The organism is Burkholderia arboris, assembly GCF_038723655.1.
Taxonomy (GTDB): domain Bacteria; phylum Pseudomonadota; class Gammaproteobacteria; order Burkholderiales; family Burkholderiaceae; genus Burkholderia; species Burkholderia arboris.
Genome location: NZ_CP109823.1, coordinates 923,178 through 943,433, shown reverse-complemented (window position 1 = coordinate 943,433; position 20,256 = coordinate 923,178). Strand labels below are relative to the sequence as shown.

Genomic DNA, 20,256 nt, shown 5'->3' with positions numbered 1-20,256 from the left:
AACGGCGTGTCAGGCCCGCAGCCAGGGCAATTGCGCGGCGCTGTAGCGGAACGTCTGGAACACGCTGTTCAACTGGCCCGGGCCGGTCTTGCGCGCCGCTTCGTCCGGGTATTCGGCGAACCACGGGATCACGTATTCCCACACGACCTCGCCGGCCGGCGTCACTTCGAACAGCCGGCCCGTCGACGATTCGGTGACGTGCGTGTTGCCGTTCGGCAAGCGCTGCGCGTTGCCCATGAACGGCGTGTAGAACAGGTTCACTACATCGTCCGCATACGACCACACGACGCGTTGCGTCGCCGGGTCGATTTCCACGACGCGCGAGAATACGACGTGCGCGCCGTGGCGGAAATTGCCGTTGTCGAACGCGAGGATGTTGCCGTTCGCGAGCGGCACCGGCGCATGCTGGTGCGACACGACGTCCGGTCCGATCCGCAGGTCGACGCGGCCGGTTTCGCGGTTCACGGCAATGATCCCCGACGTCGTGCGCAGGCTCATCAGCACGCGGCCGTTCGCATCGACCGCGAGACCGTTGACGAGCGGCCAGTGATAGCGGCCGAAGCCTGCCGCGATCGGAAAATCCTCGGGCCGCAGATGGTCGCGCGCGTGCCATTCCCACACGATCTGGCCGGCGCGGTTCACTTCGCGGATCACATCCGTATACATCACTTCGTCTTGGCCATGCGCGGTGCCGCCCGGCACGCGCTGCGCGAACGCCGCGTCGGCCGGTTCGCACGCGGCGTAGAGCAGGTTGCCGTTCGGCAGCCACTGCGCGTCGTGGTGATGCGCGGGATCCTCATGGCGCCACACGGTTTCGCCTTGCGGCGTGACCTCGTAGAAGTCGCCGCCGTGCCACATCGACCACGGCGCATAGCGCGATTCGGAGCGCGGGTGGTTGCCGTTGTAGCCGAGATTGCCGTTCGCGAGGATGACCGCGTGGCGGCCGGGGCGGACGGGCATTTTCCACTGGTGCGCGACTTCGCCGTCGATGCCGACGAGGTAGACGTTGCCGTCGGCCGTCTGCGGGGCGATGAGCGTATAGCCGCCCGCGGACAGCGCGGGATCGTGGGCGATGAGGCCGACGCCTCGGCGGCGCTGGGTGATTTGGTCGACGGTCGTCACTGCGGTCTCCATTCGAATCGGATGCGGGGATGCAGCGGAATCTAGACGATCCGGCGCGTCGGTAAAATCGGATTATTCTTGACGGCCTGTTCGGAAAAATCTAACGGTACCCCCATGCGTTCGATATCGCAGACATTCCGCTGTTTCGACGAAGTCGCGAGGCGCGGCTCGATTCGCAAGGCGGCCGACGTGCTGCACCTGACCGCCGCGGCGGTGCACCAGCAGATCCGCAATCTGGAGGAGCAGGTCGGCGTGCCGCTGTTCGACCGGCTGCCGCGCGGCATGCAGCTGACGCTTGCGGGCGAGATCGTGATCGCGGCCGTGCGGCGCGGCCAGCGCGACTTCGACAACGCGCTGACGCAGGTCGAGGATCTGCGCGCGCTGCGGCGCGGGCACGTGAACCTGGCCGTGCCCGCATCGACGGCCGAGAAGCTCGTGCCCGACGCGATCCTCGCCGCGCTGCAGCGCTATCCGGGCGTCACGTACAGCGTGCGCTCGGGCAACGGCGAGAACATCGTGCGCTGGGTCGAGACGGGCGAGGTCGACATCGGCTATGCGCTGCGCCGGCGCACGGCGGCGAGCGTCGTCGAGGTGCGCGCGTTCGCGCAGCCGCTGGGGGTCGTCACGGCGCCCGGTCATCCGCTGGCATCGGCGGGCGGCAAGGTGCGCATGCGCGACTGCTTCGCGCACCCGCTGATTCTGATGACGCCCGACACGGAGCTGCGCGCGATGTTCGACCAGATCGATGTGCGGCAACCGCGCACCGTGCGGCCGCTGGTCGAGACGGGCTCGGTGTCGATGGTGCGACGCCTCGCGGCCGAAGGTGCGGGGGTCGGCTTCCTGATCGCAGAGAACGTCGCGGACGATGTCGCCGCCGGGCGGCTCGCGTGGACCCCGCTCGCCGATGCGGGCGCGCGCTCGTTCAGTTGCATCTATCAACGGGCGGACATGAGCGCGACCGTCGCGATGACGATGTTTCTGGATTTTTTCTCGGAGGCGATCGAAACGATGGAGCGCGGATTCGCGCCTGGCGGCAAGGCAGCCGGCAAGCGCCGCCGTGCGGCAACGTAGCGACACCGGTCGCATTGCCTGATCGCGATGCCATGCAGCAGCGAATCCGCAGGCCGGTCCGGTGATGTTGCGCGTGCAACGTCCGGCTGCATTACGTCATACCCTTATTGCGGAAAAAATTTTGTTCATGGGACTATCGAACGCGTTGCCCGTGCACCGAGGGGGTTGCAGGCAACGTGAAGTCCATCGCAACGACCTACAAGAACATCGGCAGACAATGAACAGAACAGCGATTTTTCCGTATGCGTCCGCGTTGCTCGCGGCCGCCCTGTTGACCGCATGCGGCGGCGACGTCGAGAACGAAGCGGGCCGCACGACGACACCTTCCACCGATGCGAGCTGCCTCGCGGTCGACAACAGCGGCGCGACGGTCGTGGTGGGCTCGAACCAGCCGGGCGATCCGTCGCTGCCGGAAGCGTCGTCGGGCTATCGCACCGGGATGAAGCCCGTCTATGCGAAAACGTACCTGGTGGCCACGTCGAACGCGTATGCGAGCGCAGCCGGTTGCGCGGTGCTGAAGAAGGGCGGCACGGCTGCCGACGCGGCGGTCGCCGTGCAGGCCGTGCTGGGCCTGACGGTGCCTGAGGCGACGGGGCTCGGGTCGGGCGGCGTGCTGCTCTACTACGATGCGCGCAGCAAGACGGTGCAGGCATACGACGGCCGCGAAACCGCGCCGGCCGCCGCGACGGAGAACTACCTGCGCTACGTCGACGACACGACCGACCATTCGGCGCCGCTGCCGAACGCGCGCGCGAGCGGCCGCTCGATCGGCACGATCGGCGTGCCGCGGCTCATCGAGGCGCTGCAGCAGGATCATGGCCGCCTGCCGTGGCAGAACCTGTTCGGTGATGCGATCGCGCTCGCGACCAACGGTTTCCCGATCGGCGGCCGGCTTGCCGACGCGATCGCCTCGAACGCGCCGAACCTGAAGCGCGACCCCGAGGCCGCCGCGTACTTCCTGAACGCCGACGGTTCGCCGAAGACGCTCGGCACCGTGCTGAAGAATCCCGCGTACGCACATACACTGACGCTGATGGCGCAATCGGGCGCGAATGCGCTGTACACCGGGCAGATCGCGCAGGACATCGTCGCGAAGATCGCGGTGACGAAGGGCGCGGACGGCTCGACGCTCACGCCGGGCAAGACGACCGTCGCGGATCTGGCCGCGTATCAGGCGAAGCGCCGCGATCCCGTGTGCACGACCTATCGCAGCTACTGGGTCTGCGGGATGCCGCCGCCGTCGTCGGGCGGCATCGCGGTCGCATCGGCGCTCGGCATTCTCGAGAATTACGACCTGAAGTCGCTGAAGCCGACGGCGATCGATCTCGAAGGCGGCAAGCCGACCGTCGCGGGCGTGCACCTCGTCACCGAGGCGGAACGGCTCGCGTATGCCGACCGCGACAAGTACGTGGCCGATACGGATTTCGTGCCGCTGCCGGGCGGTACGTGGGACACGCTGCTGAACAAGCCGTACCTGAAATCGCGCGCGGCGCTGATCGACACGACCAGGAGCATGGGCACCGCGCAGCCCGGCAATCTCGGTGCGGTGCCGCTCGGCGTCGACACGACGCTGATCGAGCATGGCACGAACCAGTTCACGATCGTCGACGGCGACGGCAACGTGCTGAGCGCGACGACGACGGTCGAGTCGAGCATGGGCTCGTTCCACATGACCAACGGCTTCCTGCTGAACAACCAGCTGACCGACTTTTCCGCGAACCCGGTCGACACGTCCGGCAATCCGGTGGCGAACCGGCTGCAGCCGGGCAAGCGGCCGCGCAGCTCGATGGCGCCGACGATCGTGTTCGGGCAGGCTGCCGACGGCTCGCGCGGCGACTTCGTGATGGCGACGGGTTCGCCGGGCGGCGGCACGATTCCGCAATACGTGGTCAAGACGCTCGTCGGCGCGCTCGACTGGGGCCTCGACGCGCAGCAGTCCGCGGGGCTCGTCGATTTCGGCGCGAGCAACAGCCCGACGACCACGGTCGGCGGCGAGCATCCGAACGTCAACGCGGCGAACAACGGTGCGAACGATCCGCTGATCACGGGGCTGCTCGCGCTCGGGCACAAGGTGTCGACGTCCGCGCAGGCGAGCGGCGTCAACACGGTGATGCGCGTGACGGGCGGCCAGTCGCCCGTGTTGCAGGGCGGCACCGATCCGCGTCGCGAAGGCGTCGTGCTCGGCGATACGTTCCGGCCGTAAACGGACGGAACACGTACGGCCCCGATCTGCCGACGGGCAGTCGGGGCCGTATTGCTTGAAGGGACGGCAATGACGAACGCACACCTGCTCGAACTGGACGCCGCGCTGTCGGCGCCGGGCTTTTTCGATTGCCTCGGCGACGTCGATGGCGATACCGCGCTGGAGCGTCGCGATGCCGAGCCGTTCGATACGCAGTGGATGGCGGCGTTCGATGCAATCGACGGCGATCCGGCCGCGGCGATCGACAAGCAGTCGGTGGACGCGCTGCGGGAAAAGGCATACAGGCTGGCGTTCCGTGCATCGGGTCATGCCGGTGTGGCGGCCTGCGTGTCGGACGACATCGAGCTGATCGCGAGGAGCCGGTTGTCGGGCCGCCCCGGCAACTGGCCCGAACATATCCTTTGGGATGCTTATAAAAGCGGCCGGTTTCCCTGCTAGCCGCGTGACCCTGCGCCTGTCTCCCGACGCTCGGCGGGCGTGCCCGTCGCGATCGCGGTGCTGCTTGCGTTCCATGCTGCCGGGTTCGCGCCGGTTCACCGTCAAATACGCGAGCCATCCTGCTGCAAGCCTCCGATTGTCAAACAGTGTGAGTCAATCGTCAGCATTTGCAACGGAAGTAACAGTCCCCGCAATTCGACTGTTTTGCGTGCCGGCGCCGCTACATTAGCTCCACCTGCCGCACGTCGCGGCGAGGCATGCGACAGGCCGCAGAAGGCGGCCCGCAGCAACAACGTCTTTGGGGAGAATGACCATGAACAAGATTCGTACGATTCTGCTGGGTGCCGCTCTGACGGCGATGGCGACTTCGGCTGCATTTGCACAGACGGCCCAGACGGGTGCCCAGGGTGCCGCAGGCGTCGGCGCACAGGTCCAGACGCCGCTGCTCGGCGGCGGCGTGGGCGTGCAGGCGGGCGCTGGCGCGAATGCGGCGGGCTCGGGTTCGGGTGCAGGCAACGCCGTTGGCGGCGCGCTGAACGGCGTCGGCAAGACGGTCGGCGGCGTGGGCTCGGCAGCGGGCAATGCGGTCGGCGGTGCGACGCAGGCGGTCGGCTCGGCAGCCGGCACGACGAAGGATGCGGCGGCATCGGCCGTCCACTCGACAAAGGCGCACGTGAAGCATGTCTCCGGCTCGGCGAAGAGCCATGCACAGGGTGCCGTGTCGACGGCGGGCGACGTGGCGGGCGGCACGAAGGCGAAGGCCGGCGAAGCGCTCGAAGGCACGACGAACGCAGTGAAGGGCGGTGCATCGGTCGGCGTGAAGGGCTCCGCGTCGGCACAAGGCGGCGCGCTGTAAGCGACACCCATCCCGCCAGGACCCGGCCCGCTTCGATGCGGGCCGGGTTTTTTTATGGGTGCGCGTGGCCCCTGCCCAATGCCCGCGCGCCATGCTTAAATAGCAGGGCTCCCGGCCGCCGGGCCGCCGCAATGACGGCGCCGGCCGATCCGGGCCAGCATGTCCGATCGACATCGTGACGACAGACGACACAAAAAGCACCGTTCCGGCCTGCCCGGCGCGGTCCGATAACATTCCGAGGCATCACGTCATGACCATCCTGTTCCGTCTTCTCGCGCTCGCCTGCGCACTCTGGCTGGCCGCCTGCGCGGCGCCGCCCCCGCCCCCGCCGTCGGCCAGTACCGCCGCGTCCGCTCCCGCACCGGATGCCAGCGAACGTCGCGGGCTCGGTACCGCGTGGGGCGAGTCGGTGCGATCCGAAACCCGGCAGGTCGACTTCGAACGCGCGGATCCGGCGAAGCCGACGGATCTCGCGTCGGTCTACTACAACGATGTGCTGCCCGGCCATCTTCCCGCGTCGCAGGTTCGCCGGCTGCCGACCCGCGTCGCACTCGCGAACGGCGACATCGCGCTGTCGTTTACCGACGAAAAGGGCGCGCCGCTGCGTCTTGCGCGCAGCAATGGCCGCTGGCACATGGCAGGCGTCGAGGGTTCGCGTTACCTCATCGTGTTGCGCAACCAGGGGCGCCGCGCGTTCGAAGTCGTGTCGACGGTCGACGGGCTCGACGTGCTGTCGGGGCGCCCGGGCAGCTACACGAACGGTGGCTACGTGCTGTATCCGGGCCGCACGCTGACGATCGAGGGCTTCCGCAAGAGCCGCGACGAAGTCGCTGCGTTCCGTTTCGCAGCGGTGCCCGACAGCTATGTCGCGAACTCGAAGTACGGCGACGCCGCGAATGTCGGCGTGATCGGCGTCGCGCTGTTCGCGCAGAAGGACAACGAAGAGGAAGCGCTGCGCCGCAATGCGAATCCGTTCCCCGGCAACGACAACGGCTTTGCGCCGCCGCCCGTCCCGCGCGGCGAGTGAGGGCACGTAGCCGGGCGTCCGCGTGCATCGCGACGCGCAGGGTGATCCTGCGCGTTTCCCGCTGCCCGTTCAGCGCCGTCCCGACGCCGTTTTGCCCGAAACCGGATCCGCTGCGCAATCGCGTTGTCGAGCGATCGCGTGGCGCGACGCCAGCTCGACACCGACGTCCGGTGGCGCATCTCGCGCGCGGCAGCGCGACGCCGCGTGGCGTTCGTTTCACGACCGGTCCGGCTGTCGGAGACGAGGTTCCGCTGTTGCGCGATCGTGCTGCGGCACAATGGCGGTTCGTGTCCGTATCCCGTGCTTCCCCGCCATCCGGACCGACGGAGAACCTCATGTCGTTACCCGCTTTCAGGTACCATCCCGACCCGCTCGCATCGGGCAGCGTGATCCGGTCCGGCGCGCCCCCGTGGGAACGCTTTCTCGCCGCGCTCGACAAGGACGGCTCGCCGGCCGCGTACGTGTTTCGCTGCATCCATTGCGGCGAACCCGGCGGCTACCCGGATTGCGATTGACGGCCGAGCTCGTGCGGGCGGCGATGCCCGTTCGCCATGAAACAGAGGAATCTTCGTGAAGTTCATCCACGCCGCAGACATTCACCTTGACAGCCCGTTGCACGGCCTGAGCGCGTATCCCGATGCGCCGGCCGCACAGTTGCGCAACGCGTCGCGCGAGGCGCTGCGGCAACTCGTGGATCGTGCGATCGAAGAGGAAGTCGCGTTTCTCGTGATCGCCGGCGACCTGTACGACGGCGACTGGAAGGACCACAACACGGGCATCTTCTTCGGCCAGCAGATGGGGCGGCTGCGCAAGGCCGGCATCCGCGCGTTCGTGCTCGGCGGCAACCACGATGCCGAAAGCGAGATGACGAAGAAGCTGACGTTGCCGGACAACGTCACCGTGTTCGGCCACCGCAAGCCGGAAACCGTCAGGCTGCCCGAATTCGACGTCGCGCTGCACGGGCAGAGCTTCAAGGACAAGGCCGTCGTCGACAATCTCGCGATCGGCTATCCGGATCCGGTACCCGGCTACTACAACATCGGCGTGCTGCACACGGCGCTCGAAGGCTACGCCGCGCACGCGAACTATGCGCCGTGCACGCTGGCCGAACTGCAGGCGAAAGGCTACGACTACTGGGCACTCGGCCACGTGCATGAGTTCCAGCAATGGACGGGGCCGTCCACCGTCGTGTTTCCCGGCAACCTGCAGGGGCGCCATATCCGCGAGACGGGCCGCCGCGGCGCGGTACTCGTGACGGTCGAGCAAGGCCGCACGCAGGTCGAGCGCCTGTATCTCGACGTGCTGCGCTGGGAGGCCGTGACGGTCGATGCATCCGACTGCCTGTCGGTTGCCGATCTGTCGAGAAAGATCGGCCAGGCGCTGGAAGCGCTTTTGACCGTCGACGGCCACGTGCCGCGCGCGGTGCGCGTGACGGTCACGGGGCGCACGCCTGCACACGGACTCTTTTTCGGTCGCGCGCCGCAGTTGCGCGCGGAAGTGCTGAACCAGATCGGCATCATCGGCAACGAGCGGCTGTGGCTCGAGAAGGTCCGGCTCGCGACGTCCGCCGCCGATCATCAGCCGGGCGAAAGCGAGCCGCTCGAAGCGCTGGAGGACCTGAAGCAGATCCTGGCCGATGCCGCGCACGATCCGGATTTCCTCGCGTTGCTCGAACGCGACCTGAAGCCGTTCGTCGGCAAGGTCCGCAGCGACGTGAAGGAGGACGTGCCGTTGCTGACGATGGCGCGGGCGGGCGAGCTGACGGCGCTGGTCGAGCAGGTCGGGCCTGAACTGCTCGCGCGGCTGGCGAGGGGGGAATAAGCGATGCGCATCAGCCAGCTCGATCTGATCAAGTACGGCAAGTTCACCGACGAGACGCTGCGGTTCCCGTCGGCCGGCGAGGATTTTCATGTGATCGTCGGGCCGAACGAGGCCGGCAAGTCGACGATCCGCACGGCTGTGTCCGAGTTGCTGTTCGGGATGAAGCTGCAGACGCCGCTCGATTTCCTGCACAGCACGCCCGAGTTGCGGATCGGCGGCGTGCTGGAGAGCGGCGCGGGTGAACTCGCGTTCCACCGCGCGCGCGGGCGCAGTCCATTGCGCACGCCGGCCGACGACAAGCTGCCCGACGACTACCTGGCGGCCATTCTCGACGGCGCGACGCGCGAGTTCTTCGAGCAGATGTTCGGGCTCGATCACGGGCGGCTGGTCGACGGCGGCCGGAGCATTCTCGATGCATCCGACAAGCTCGGGCAGGTGCTGTTCGAATCGGCCGCCGGTGTCGGCAGCCTTGGGCCGGTGCGTGAGGAACTCGACGCGCGTTCGGTCGAGCTGTGGGCGCCGCGCCGGAGCGGCAGCGCGTTTGCGCTGGCCGAAACGTCGTTCAACGAAGCCGTGACCGAACTGAAGACGGTCCAGGTGCGCACGCGCGACTGGGTCGATCGCAAGGATGCACGCGAAGCGGTCGAACAGCAGATCGAGCAGGCGCGTGCGGAACAGCGCCGGCTCGAAACGCTGCGCTCGAAGCTCGAGCGCGTGCGGCGGCTCGCGCCGTACCTGAAGGAGCTGACGGTCAAGGATGCGGCGCTGGCCGAACTCGGCGCAGTCGTCGAGTTGCCGCCGACTGCGTATGCGGATCTGCTGAAGGCACAGGGCGATCTCGCGGCCGAGCAGAAGGTGCTCGAAGAACGGCGCGCGGACCTGCTCGCGAAACGGCAGGCGCGCGATGCGATCGACGCGGACGCCGACACGCTGGCGCTGGAAGCCGATATCGAAGCGCTCGATCGGCTGCGCGGCGCGTGCATGAATCACGCGCAGGATCTGCTGCTGCTCGGTGCGGACGTCGAGCGGCACCTGTCCGCCGCGTCGTCGGCAGCCGCCCAGCTCGACTGGCCGACGGACGAAGCATCGCTGCGCGCGTCGCTGCCGACGGCGCTGTCGCTGAAGACCGTCGCGAACCTGCTGCGCGAGCACGGCGCGCTGCATCAGGCGCTCGCCGGCGCGCGCGAATCGCTCGACGAACGTACGCGCGAGCTGGCGCAGGTGCAGGAGCAACAGGCGCGCCTGTCGACCGTCGACGTGCCGGAAGCGCTGCGCGCGGCGCTGGCCGATGCGCAAGGCTTTCGCAATAGCGGCCAGCGCGAGCAGGCGCTGGCGCACGAAATCGCGGCCGCCGAACGCGTGCTGTCCGGCGCGCTCGATGCGCTCGGCCAGTGGCGCATGCCGGTCGACGCGCTGCGCGCACTCGACGTCCCATCAGCGGCGCGTCTTGGCACGCTGCTCAAGGAAGACAGCGAACGCGCAAGCGCGACAGCTGCTGCGCGCGAAGCGCGCGACGGTGCGCTCGAAGAGCTCGAACGGCTCGAGCTGCAGGAGAAGCATTTCGCGGAGAACCACAAGGTCGTTACGACCGCCGACGTGCTGGCGGCGCGCGCGCGTCGCGACGGCGCGTGGGGAGACATCCGCAGTGGCGCGGTCGATCTCGCAATCGGCGCACCGGCAGTCGACGACGCGATTCGTCTCGCTGACGAACTCGTCGATGCGCAGCTCGGCGCCACGCAGGCGGCCGCGACGCTGCAATCGCTGCGTCAGCAGGTCGAATCTGCGCGTGCGGGCGTGGCACGCAGGAAGGCCGCACTGGACGAACGCGAACGCGAACTGACGGCGCATCGCGACGCGTGGGCCGCGCTTGCAACGACGGCCGCGGTGCCCGGCATGCCGCTGGCGGCGATGGGTGACTGGCTCGCGAAGCGCGAAACGGTGTTTGCTGCACAGGCCGATCTTGACCGTCAGCGCCGCGAATTCGACACGATTCGCGCTGCACGGGCCGGCGCGGAAGCCGCGCTACGTGCGGCACTGCGTCCGGTATCGCGCGGCGGCGAGTCTGACGGGCTGGCGGCGCTCGTCGCGATCGCCGAGACTTTCGTGCAGTCGGCCGAGAAAGCGATCGCGCAGAAGGACAGTCTCGACGATCGCGCGCGGGAAGCCGAACGCGGATGCGCGACGGCGCAATCGCGGGCCGGTCACGCACAGGCGGCCTACGATGCATGGCAGGCACAATGGCGCGACGCGCTGGCCGCCGCGAAACTGTCCGCGAGCGCGACGACGCTGGCCGCGGCGGAGGGGGCGCTCGGGCTCGCGAATGCAGTGACGGCCGAGCTGGCCGATGCCGATGCGCCGCGCAACCGGATCGCAGCGATTCGCGCGGAGTTGGCCGCGCTCGAGGCTGGCGCGCGGCGCCTTGCCGAAGCGCTCGCGCCGGAATGGCTTGCCGGCGGCGACTGGCCGGACGTGGCGCGACGGTTGACGATGCGCCTCACGGCCGCCAGGGAACTCGCGCGTGCGATCGGTCGTGCCGACGAGGCCGTGCGGCAGGCCGACGGCAAGGTCGCGGACGCGGCCGCCGCGGTGGCCGGGGCCGATGCCCGTATCCAGCCGCTGCTGCAACTGGCCGGCGTCGCTTCGATCGACGCGGCGCTGCCTCTCGCCGAGCGCTCGGATCGTCAGCGCCAGCTTCGGCAGGCGGTCGATGCCGCGCACGAAGCGCTGGTGCGCGACGGCGACGGGCTGTCCCGGTCCGCCGTGGAAGTAGAAGTCGCGGAGCAGGACATTGCCGACGTGCCGGCGCATCTCGAAGCGGTGAAGCAGTCTCTCGGCGATGTCGGCAGGCGGCTGAACGAGCTGTCGCAGCAGCAGGTCGTGGCCGACCAGGCATTCGGCGCGATCGACGGCCAGGCGAACGCAGCCGTTGCCGAGTCGAAGCGGCAGGAAGCACTGGCGGCGATGGGCGATGCGGCCGAACAGTATCTGGAGGCGGCCACTGCGAGCCGCTTGCTGAAGTGGGCGACGGATCGCTATCGCGACCAGAAGCAGGGGCCGATGCTCCGGCGCGCGGGCGAGATTTTCGCGGGGCTCACGCTGGGCGAATTCGCGAAGCTGACCGTCGATACCGAACGGACGCCGCCCGCGTTGTATGCACGGCGCACGAAGGGCGCATCGGTCGAGGTCGCGGGATTGAGTGAAGGCACGCGCGATCAGTTGTTCCTCGCGCTGCGCATCGCGGCGCTGGAGCTGCAGCTCGGCAGCCGGACCGCGCTGCCGTTCGTCGCCGACGATCTGTTCATCAATTTCGACGACGCGCGCGCGAAGGCCGGGCTCGACGCGCTGCGCGATCTGTCGACGCGCACCCAGGTGCTGTTCCTGACGCACCACGACCACCTGCTGCCGCTCGTGAGGGACGTCTTCGGCGCGCGGGTCAACGTGGTCGAGTTGCAGCGCGCGCCGGCCGGCGCGTGAGGCGGGATGCCGGCACGCGGGAGGGGGCATCGCGTACAGGTAGTATGAGCGGTTCCGAAACGCACGCGGCCGGGTCAACCGGTCGCGGGTCTGGCCACACGAGGGGAAAATATGAAAAAGCTGGTAGCCGCCATCGCGTTCGCGGCGGACAAGCATCGCAATCAGCGTCGCAAGGACGAAGAGGCGTCGCCGTACATCAATCATCCGATCGCACTCGCCGACGTGCTGGCCAACGAGGCCGGCGTCGAGGACGAGCGTGTGATCGTCGCAGCCGTGCTGCACGACACGGTCGAGGATACGGAGACGACCGAGCAGGAGCTGCTGCGGCTGTTCGGCAAGGACGTGGCGGACATCGTGATGGAAGTCACCGACGACAAGTCGTTGCCGAAGGAAGAGCGCAAGCGTCTGCAGGTCGAGCATGCGGCCACCATCAGCCGTCGCGCGAAGCTCGTGAAGCTGGCCGACAAGATCTGCAACCTGCGCGACATCGCGCAGCATCCGCCCGCGGACTGGCCGCTCGAGCGCAAGCAGGCGTATTTCGACTGGGCGAAGTCGGTCGTCGACCCGATGCGCGGCGTCCATCCCGGCCTCGAGGCGATCTTCGACACCGCGTACGCGGCACGGCCGGCGGACTGAGGTTTCCGCATGGCAGCGACCCGATCCGTCGAATCCGCAGAGCGGCCAGTACCCGCGGTGGCGGGCGTCGACGTCGGGGGCGACAAGAAGCTGTGCGATCTCGTGATCCTGCGCGGGGCGACGGTCGTTTGCCGCGAAGCGCGGATTGCGCCGGAGGCGGTGCCCGCGCTGTGCGTCGCCCATGACGTCGTGGCCGTCGGCGTCGACGCACCGAGCGTGTGGTGGACGGGCACCGGTCGCCGGGCGGCCGAACAGGCGCTCGCGCGCGAACGGATCTCGTGCTTTCCGACGCCGTCGCGGGAGCAGGCCGTCACAAGCACGTCGGGCTTCTTCGACTGGATGTTCATCGGCGAGCGCGTGTACCGCGCGCTCGCGGACACCTATCCGTTGCTGACGGGCGCGCACTATGCGGGTGGCCGTGCGAGTTTCGAGACCTATCCGTACGCGATTACCTGCTCGATGCTGGGCAAGGCGGTGGCGTCGGCGAAGCTGAAGCGTACGCAGCGCCTGCAATTGCTGGAGCGACTGGGGATCGATGTGTCGACGCTGCGCTCCGTCGATGCGCGAGACGCGACCCTGTGCGCGTTGACCGCGCAATACGTGATCGACGGGAACGCACATGCGTATGGCGATACGGAGGGCGGCTACATCCGCGTGCCGATCGTCAGCGAGGCGATCGTGCTCGACTCGCCGTAGCGATGGCACGTGGCGACTGCGGGGCAGTTGTCACGACAAGGTGAGCGTTTGCGGGAGAGGTTCGGTCTTCCTGGCGCCGGTGGCGTCAGATGTCGAGTGTCGGCCGACAAACATCAGGATTGCCGGTGCGCACGACATGAAGCCGGCGCACCAGGCAATCCCGGGCAGCGCCGCTCAATCCTCGAGGATGGACTTCGGTACGTTGGCCAGGTCGCAGGCTTGCGCCTGATCGAAGTAGTCTTCCGCATCGTTGATCATCACGACGGCGACGTCGATCAGCTCGTCGAGCCGTTGCAGCAGCGATTCACGCCACTCGATGTCTTCATCGCGCTCGGGCGTCTTGTCGAGCTGCTCGATGATCGAATCGGCCGTCTGCAGGAAGGGGATCGCCTGCTGATAGTTCTCGATCGAGACCATCGCCGCATTGCGCGCGCCGACGAGCCGTTCGCGGTGCTCGTCCGCCAGTTCGGATTCGCCGCTGATCCGCGGCAGTACATCCGAGATGCGCTGAAGCAGCGGCGGCGTCTGTTCTTCCAGCAGGATGGCGCGTTCGCGCAGCGCCGCGTATTCGTCGCGAAGATCGGCGTCGCCGGGTTGAGTCGTGCTGTCCATCGTCGATATGAGTGCGTGGTTCGGTCGCGGCATGATACTCGACAGCACCGGGTTCCTTGTCCGTTTCGCCGCCCTCTTTATATAGGTGGCAAGACGGGCATAGGTCATATCTATAGAGAACCGCTCGCGGTGGGATCAGCGTCGGCCGAGCCCCAAGCCTCCGTGCGCGTCAGTGCACGGGGGCTTTTTCAAATTTCTTCACAAAGGGGCTTGCGCGAACGGCGTGAGGTGCATAGAATCACGCCTCTTTCGCGCTAACGGAAACACGGCGCGGGAGGAAGGGAAGCGGTGCTGTTGAGGTCCGGTAGTAGCGGCCTCGGCGGTGCAGGAAGTTGAGCCCCGCAGTCGCAACGATGTAGTAAAAAAGTTGTTGACGAGCTGCGAAACACGGTTCATAATCTCGCTTCTCTGCTGCTGAAAACGCAGCGCTGCTGAGAAACACGAAGTTCCTCGCAGAAATGCTCTTTAAAAATTAACAGCCGATAAGTGTGGGCGCTTGATGGAAGCGAGCTGATCCTCGGATCAGATAGCGAAAGTATCAAGAGTCTCACACTAAAGTAAGTCAGGTTTATGAAGTGATTCATATTCCTGTCAGCTTTGAGTGAGCGATCGGTTCTTAACTGAACCGAAAACAGTAACAGGTTTAAACTGAAGAGTTTGATCCTGGCTCAGATTGAACGCTGGCGGCATGCCTTACACATGCAAGTCGAACGGCAGCACGGGTGCTTGCACCTGGTGGCGAGTGGCGAACGGGTGAGTAATACATCGGAACATGTCCTGTAGTGGGGGATAGCCCGGCGAAAGCCGGATTAATACCGCATACGATCTACGGATGAAAGCGGGGGACCTTCGGGCCTCGCGCTATAGGGTTGGCCGATGGCTGATTAGCTAGTTGGTGGGGTAAAGGCCTACCAAGGCGACGATCAGTAGCTGGTCTGAGAGGACGACCAGCCACACTGGGACTGAGACACGGCCCAGACTCCTACGGGAGGCAGCAGTGGGGAATTTTGGACAATGGGCGAAAGCCTGATCCAGCAATGCCGCGTGTGTGAAGAAGGCCTTCGGGTTGTAAAGCACTTTTGTCCGGAAAGAAATCCTTGGCTCTAATACAGTCGGGGGATGACGGTACCGGAAGAATAAGCACCGGCTAACTACGTGCCAGCAGCCGCGGTAATACGTAGGGTGCGAGCGTTAATCGGAATTACTGGGCGTAAAGCGTGCGCAGGCGGTTTGCTAAGACCGATGTGAAATCCCCGGGCTCAACCTGGGAACTGCATTGGTGACTGGCAGGCTAGAGTATGGCAGAGGGGGGTAGAATTCCACGTGTAGCAGTGAAATGCGTAGAGATGTGGAGGAATACCGATGGCGAAGGCAGCCCCCTGGGCCAATACTGACGCTCATGCACGAAAGCGTGGGGAGCAAACAGGATTAGATACCCTGGTAGTCCACGCCCTAAACGATGTCAACTAGTTGTTGGGGATTCATTTCCTTAGTAACGTAGCTAACGCGTGAAGTTGACCGCCTGGGGAGTACGGTCGCAAGATTAAAACTCAAAGGAATTGACGGGGACCCGCACAAGCGGTGGATGATGTGGATTAATTCGATGCAACGCGAAAAACCTTACCTACCCTTGACATGGTCGGAATCCTGCTGAGAGGTGGGAGTGCTCGAAAGAGAACCGGCGCACAGGTGCTGCATGGCTGTCGTCAGCTCGTGTCGTGAGATGTTGGGTTAAGTCCCGCAACGAGCGCAACCCTTGTCCTTAGTTGCTACGCAAGAGCACTCTAAGGAGACTGCCGGTGACAAACCGGAGGAAGGTGGGGATGACGTCAAGTCCTCATGGCCCTTATGGGTAGGGCTTCACACGTCATACAATGGTCGGAACAGAGGGTTGCCAACCCGCGAGGGGGAGCTAATCCCAGAAAACCGATCGTAGTCCGGATTGCACTCTGCAACTCGAGTGCATGAAGCTGGAATCGCTAGTAATCGCGGATCAGCATGCCGCGGTGAATACGTTCCCGGGTCTTGTACACACCGCCCGTCACACCATGGGAGTGGGTTTTACCAGAAGTGGCTAGTCTAACCGCAAGGAGGACGGTCACCACGGTAGGATTCATGACTGGGGTGAAGTCGTAACAAGGTAGCCGTATCGGAAGGTGCGGCTGGATCACCTCCTTTCCAGAGCTTCTCGCAAAGTTGAGCGCTCACGCTTATCGGCTGTAAATTTAAAGACAGACTCAGGGGTCTGTAGCTCAGTCGGTTAGAGCACCGTCTTGATAAGGCGGGGGTCGTTGGTTCGAATCCAACCAGACCCACCAATGTCTTGTCTGACTGTAGGTACCTGAGGTCATCTGTACATGGGGGCATAGCTCAGCTGGGAGAGCACCTGCTTTGCAAGCAGGGGGTCGTCGGTTCGATCCCGTCTGCCTCCACCAATCCTCAATGCTAAGAGTTTGCTGAAAATTCAGCGAGCGCTTTGCATTGGCGATTGAGCCAGTCAGAGGATATCAATAGATATCGGCTGTCGTTCTTTAACAATCTGGAAGAAGTAAGTAATTTGGATAGCGGAAGCGTCTTGAGATGGACGTGAAAACTATCCGGGTTGTGATTGTATCGATGTATCTCAAGATGATTCGAACTCTATGTTTGACTCAATTGGAATACGGCACAACGCGAGAACTCAACCTGTAGCGACTGTCGACGAGACAGACTCGTTATAGGGTCAAGCGAACAAGTGCATGTGGTGGATGCCTTGGCGATCACAGGCGATGAAGGACGCGGTAGCCTGCGAAAAGCTACGGGGAGCTGGCAAACGAGCTTTGATCCGTAGATGTCCGAATGGGGAAACCCACTCCTTTTGGAGTATCCATGGCTGAATACATAGGCCATGCGAAGCGAACGCGGTGAACTGAAACATCTAAGTAACCGCAGGAAAAGAAATCAACCGAGATTCCCAAAGTAGTGGCGAGCGAAATGGGATGAGCCTTGCACTCTTTATTTGTATTGTTAGCCGAACGCTCTGGAAAGTGCGGCCATAGCGGGTGATAGCCCCGTAGGCGAAAACAGTATGAAAGAACTAGGTGTGCGACAAGTAGGGCGGGACACGTGAAATCCTGTCTGAAGATGGGGGGACCATCCTCCAAGGCTAAATACTCGTGATCGACCGATAGTGAACCAGTACCGTGAGGGAAAGGCGAAAAGAACCCCGGGAGGGGAGTGAAATAGATCCTGAAACCGCATGCATACAAACAGTCGGAGCCTCGTAAGGGGTGACGGCGTACCTTTTGTATAATGGGTCAGCGACTTACGTTCAGTAGCAAGCTTAACCGTATAGGGCAGGCGTAGCGAAAGCGAGTCCGAATAGGGCGTTCAGTTGCTGGGCGTAGACCCGAAACCAAGTGATCTATCCATGGCCAGGATGAAGGTGCGGTAACACGTACTGGAGGTCCGAACCCACTAACGTTGAAAAGTTAGGGGATGAGCTGTGGATAGGGGTGAAAGGCTAAACAAACTTGGAAATAGCTGGTTCTCTCCGAAAACTATTTAGGTAGTGCCTCGTGTCTCACCTTCGGGGGTAGAGCACTGTCATGGTTGGGGGGTCTATTGCAGATTACCCCGCCATAGCAAACTCCGAATACCGAAGAGTGCAATCACGGGAGACAGACATCGGGTGCTAACGTCCGGTGTCAAGAGGGAAACAACCCAGACCGCCAGCTAAGGTCCCCAAATATAGCTAAGTGGGAAACGAAGTGGGAAGGCTAAAACAGTCAGGAGGTTGGCTTAGAAGCAGCCACCCTTTAAAGAAAGCGTAATAGCTCACTGATCGAGTCGTCCTGCGCGGAAGATGTAACGGGGCTAAGCTATATACCGAAGCTGCGGATGCGTGCTTTGCACGCATGGTAGGAGAGCGTTCCGTAAGCCTGCGAAGGTGCGTTGAAAAGCGTGCTGGAGGTATCGGAAGTGCGAATGCTGACATGAGTAGCGATAAAGGGGGTGAAAGGCCCCCTCGCCGTAAGCCCAAGGTTTCCTACGCAACGTTCATCGGCGTAGGGTGAGTCGGCCCCTAAGGCGAGGCAGAAATGCGTAGCTGATGGGAAGCAGGTCAATATTCCTGCACCATTGTTAGATGCGATGGGGGGACGGATCGCGGAAGGTTGTCCGGGTGTTGGAAGTCCCGGTCGCTGCATTGGAGAAGGCGCTTAGGCAAATCCGGGCGCGGAATTCAAGGGTGTGGCGCGAGCTCCTTAGGGAGCGAAGCAATTGGAAGTGGTTCCAAGAAAAGCCTCTAAGCTTCAGTCTAACGATGACCGTACCGCAAACCGACACAGGTGGGCGAGATGAGTATTCTAAGGCGCTTGAGAGAACTCGGGAGAAGGAACTCGGCAAATTGGTACCGTAACTTCGGGATAAGGTACGCCCTTGTAGCTTGATGCCCCTGCGGGCAAAGGGTGAAGGGGTTGCAATAAACTGGTGGCTGCGACTGTTTAATAAAAACACAGCACTCTGCAAACACGAAAGTGGACGTATAGGGTGTGACGCCTGCCCGGTGCCGGAAGATTAAATGATGGGGTGCAAGCTCTTGATTGAAGTCCCGGTAAACGGCGGCCGTAACTATAACGGTCCTAAGGTAGCGAAATTCCTTGTCGGGTAAGTTCCGACCTGCACGAATGGCGTAACGATGGCCACACTGTCTCCTCCCGAGACTCAGCGAAGTTGAAGTGTTTGTGATGATGCAATCTACCCGCGGCTAGACGGAAAGACCCCATGAACCTTTACTGTAGCTTTGCATTGGACTTTGAACCGATCTGTGTAGGATAGGTGGGAGGCTATGAAACCGGAACGCTAGTTTCGGTGGAGCCGTCCTTGAAATACCACCCTGGTTTGTTTGAGGTTCTAACCTTGGCCCGTGATCCGGGTCGGGGACAGTGCATGGTAGGCAGTTTGACTGGGGCGGTCTCCTCCCAAAGCGTAACGGAGGAGTACGAAGGTACGCTAGGTACGGTCGGAAATCGTGCTGATAGTGCAATGGCATAAGCGTGCTTAACTGCGAGACCGACAAGTCGAGCAGGTGCGAAAGCAGGTCATAGTGATCCGGTGGTTCTGTATGGAAGGGCCATCGCTCAACGGATAAAAGGTACTCTGGGGATAACAGGCTGATACCGCCCAAGAGTTCATATCGACGGCGGTGTTTGGCACCTCGATGTCGGCTCATCTCATCCTGGGGCTGTAGCCGGTCCCAAGGGTATGGCTGTTCGCCATTTAAAGAGGTACGTGAGCTGGGTTTAAAACGTCGTGAGACAGTTTGGTCCCTATCTGCCGTGGGCGTTGGATATTTGAAGGGGGCTGCTCCTAGTACGAGAGGACCGGAGTGGACGAACCTCTGGTGTACCGGTTGTCACGCCAGTGGCATCGCCGGGTAGCTATGTTCGGAAGAGATAACCGCTGAAAGCATCTAAGCGGGAAACTCGCCTTAAGATGAGATATCCCTGGGGACTAGATCCCCTTGAAGGGTCGTTCGAGACCAGGACGTTGATAGGTCAGGTGTGTAAGCGCAGTAATGCGTTCAGCTAACTGATACTAATTGCCCGTAAGGCTTGATCCTATAACAAGTCTGCCTTGTGTCGATGATCGTTAGTGCTTCAGCACTTACGAGCATCCCACGCAGAGCATCGAGCAGCGAAGCTGATCGATGCGGAGCGCCGGTTGAAGTGCCGGCGACCTGCGTAGCAAGACGAGACAAGTTGGATTCTCGTGTGTGATACACACAACTCAAAATTACTGCTTCTTCCAAGATTGGTTGTGCTGCGAAGCAGCGCAACAACCCTCTTTGCCTGATGACCATAGCGAGTCGGTCCCACCCCTTCCCATCCCGAACAGGACCGTGAAACGACTCTACGCCGATGATAGTGCGGATTCCCGTGTGAAAGTAGGTAATCGTCAGGCTCCCTAAGCCAGAAACCCCCGCCCGAAAGGCGGGGGTTTTTGCATTTCGGCGGCGGAAATGTTCGATGCCGGCCACGCGAAATGCGGCCGGCGCTGCGGCGCCGACGGGCGTCGATTCGGACCGAGGCCGCATCCACGCCACGCGCCACATTCGACCACCTTCCATCCCGCTTCCACGAGCTTGGCATATAAAGATGTTCCGCCTGCCCAGGTTGCCCGTTCACTTGCGTCGGTACTATCGAAGCTGGTGTCCTTCTACTCAGGTATCTGCTGTCTTCGCGATCCACCGCCAGCACCTCTGAAATCCCCGGTACGTTCGTCGATGGGCTGCACCAGCGCACCGTCAGCCGACGTCCT

At 63.7% G+C, this 20,256-nt stretch carries 12 protein-coding genes, 2 tRNA genes and 3 rRNA genes; 15 read left to right on the top strand and 2 right to left on the bottom strand.

Annotated features, from left to right (window positions below):
• Positions 1–9: 9 nt before the first annotated feature.
• On the bottom strand, positions 10–1,134 hold the full coding sequence (locus OHZ10_RS36810) for an aryl-sulfate sulfotransferase (RefSeq protein ID WP_342706151.1): 1,125 nt from the start codon (positions 1,132–1,134) through the stop codon (positions 10–12).
• A gap of 102 nt (positions 1,135–1,236) precedes the next feature.
• Between OHZ10_RS36810 and OHZ10_RS36805 the strand changes: the two genes are divergently transcribed.
• From OHZ10_RS36805 to OHZ10_RS36760, 10 genes are all read left to right on the top strand, one after another.
• The gene (locus OHZ10_RS36805; RefSeq protein WP_174994612.1) at positions 1,237–2,193 is read left to right on the top strand and encodes a LysR family transcriptional regulator; all 957 of its coding nucleotides are present in this window, start codon (positions 1,237–1,239) and stop codon (positions 2,191–2,193) included.
• Positions 2,194–2,410: 217 nt separating this feature from the next.
• Complete coding sequence (locus OHZ10_RS36800) at positions 2,411–4,396, top strand: gamma-glutamyltransferase family protein (protein WP_342706150.1); 1,986 nt, start codon at positions 2,411–2,413, stop codon at positions 4,394–4,396.
• A gap of 69 nt (positions 4,397–4,465) precedes the next feature.
• Positions 4,466–4,834, top strand: a complete 369-nt coding sequence (locus tag OHZ10_RS36795) for a hypothetical protein (protein WP_342706149.1) — start codon at positions 4,466–4,468, stop codon at positions 4,832–4,834.
• Between the two features lie 313 nt (positions 4,835–5,147).
• On the top strand, positions 5,148–5,690 hold the full coding sequence (locus OHZ10_RS36790; protein ID WP_174994609.1) for a hypothetical protein: 543 nt from the start codon (positions 5,148–5,150) through the stop codon (positions 5,688–5,690).
• 250 nt (positions 5,691–5,940) lie between these two features.
• On the top strand, positions 5,941–6,717 hold the full coding sequence (locus tag OHZ10_RS36785) for a hypothetical protein (protein WP_059241059.1): 777 nt from the start codon (positions 5,941–5,943) through the stop codon (positions 6,715–6,717).
• Between the two features lie 335 nt (positions 6,718–7,052).
• Entirely contained in the window at positions 7,053–7,232 is a 180-nt protein-coding gene (locus tag OHZ10_RS36780; RefSeq protein ID WP_342706148.1) for a hypothetical protein, read from the top strand.
• A gap of 55 nt (positions 7,233–7,287) precedes the next feature.
• Positions 7,288–8,538 carry a DNA repair exonuclease gene (locus OHZ10_RS36775; protein ID WP_342706147.1) on the top strand — a complete coding sequence of 417 codons (1,251 nt, stop codon included), beginning with the start codon at positions 7,288–7,290 and terminating at the stop codon, positions 8,536–8,538.
• Between the two features lie 3 nt (positions 8,539–8,541).
• Complete coding sequence (locus tag OHZ10_RS36770) at positions 8,542–12,012, top strand: ATP-binding protein (protein ID WP_342706146.1); 3,471 nt, start codon at positions 8,542–8,544, stop codon at positions 12,010–12,012.
• A 111-nt stretch (positions 12,013–12,123) separates the two neighbouring features.
• Positions 12,124–12,648, top strand: a complete 525-nt coding sequence (locus tag OHZ10_RS36765) for an HD domain-containing protein (protein ID WP_059241055.1) — start codon at positions 12,124–12,126, stop codon at positions 12,646–12,648.
• A 9-nt stretch (positions 12,649–12,657) separates the two neighbouring features.
• On the top strand, positions 12,658–13,344 hold the full coding sequence (locus OHZ10_RS36760) for a DUF429 domain-containing protein (RefSeq protein WP_342706145.1): 687 nt from the start codon (positions 12,658–12,660) through the stop codon (positions 13,342–13,344).
• Between the two features lie 174 nt (positions 13,345–13,518).
• Here OHZ10_RS36760 and OHZ10_RS36755 read toward each other — a convergent pair whose 3' ends face one another.
• Positions 13,519–13,989: an ATPase gene (locus OHZ10_RS36755; RefSeq protein ID WP_174994620.1), complete on the bottom strand. Its 471-nt coding sequence runs from the start codon at positions 13,987–13,989 to the stop codon at positions 13,519–13,521.
• A 612-nt stretch (positions 13,990–14,601) separates the two neighbouring features.
• Here OHZ10_RS36755 and OHZ10_RS36750 point away from each other — a divergent pair.
• From OHZ10_RS36750 to rrf, 5 genes are all read left to right on the top strand, one after another.
• Positions 14,602–16,134, top strand: a 16S ribosomal RNA gene (locus OHZ10_RS36750).
• Positions 16,135–16,197: 63 nt separating this feature from the next.
• Positions 16,198–16,274 (top strand) — tRNA-Ile (locus tag OHZ10_RS36745).
• Positions 16,275–16,315: 41 nt separating this feature from the next.
• Positions 16,316–16,391 (top strand) — tRNA-Ala (locus OHZ10_RS36740).
• A 285-nt stretch (positions 16,392–16,676) separates the two neighbouring features.
• A 23S ribosomal RNA gene (locus OHZ10_RS36735) occupies positions 16,677–19,558 on the top strand.
• Between the two features lie 228 nt (positions 19,559–19,786).
• A 5S ribosomal RNA gene (rrf, locus tag OHZ10_RS36730) occupies positions 19,787–19,899 on the top strand.
• Together the 16S, 23S and 5S rRNA genes with 2 tRNA genes alongside form the textbook arrangement of a ribosomal RNA operon.
• Positions 19,900–20,256 lie beyond the last annotated feature (357 nt).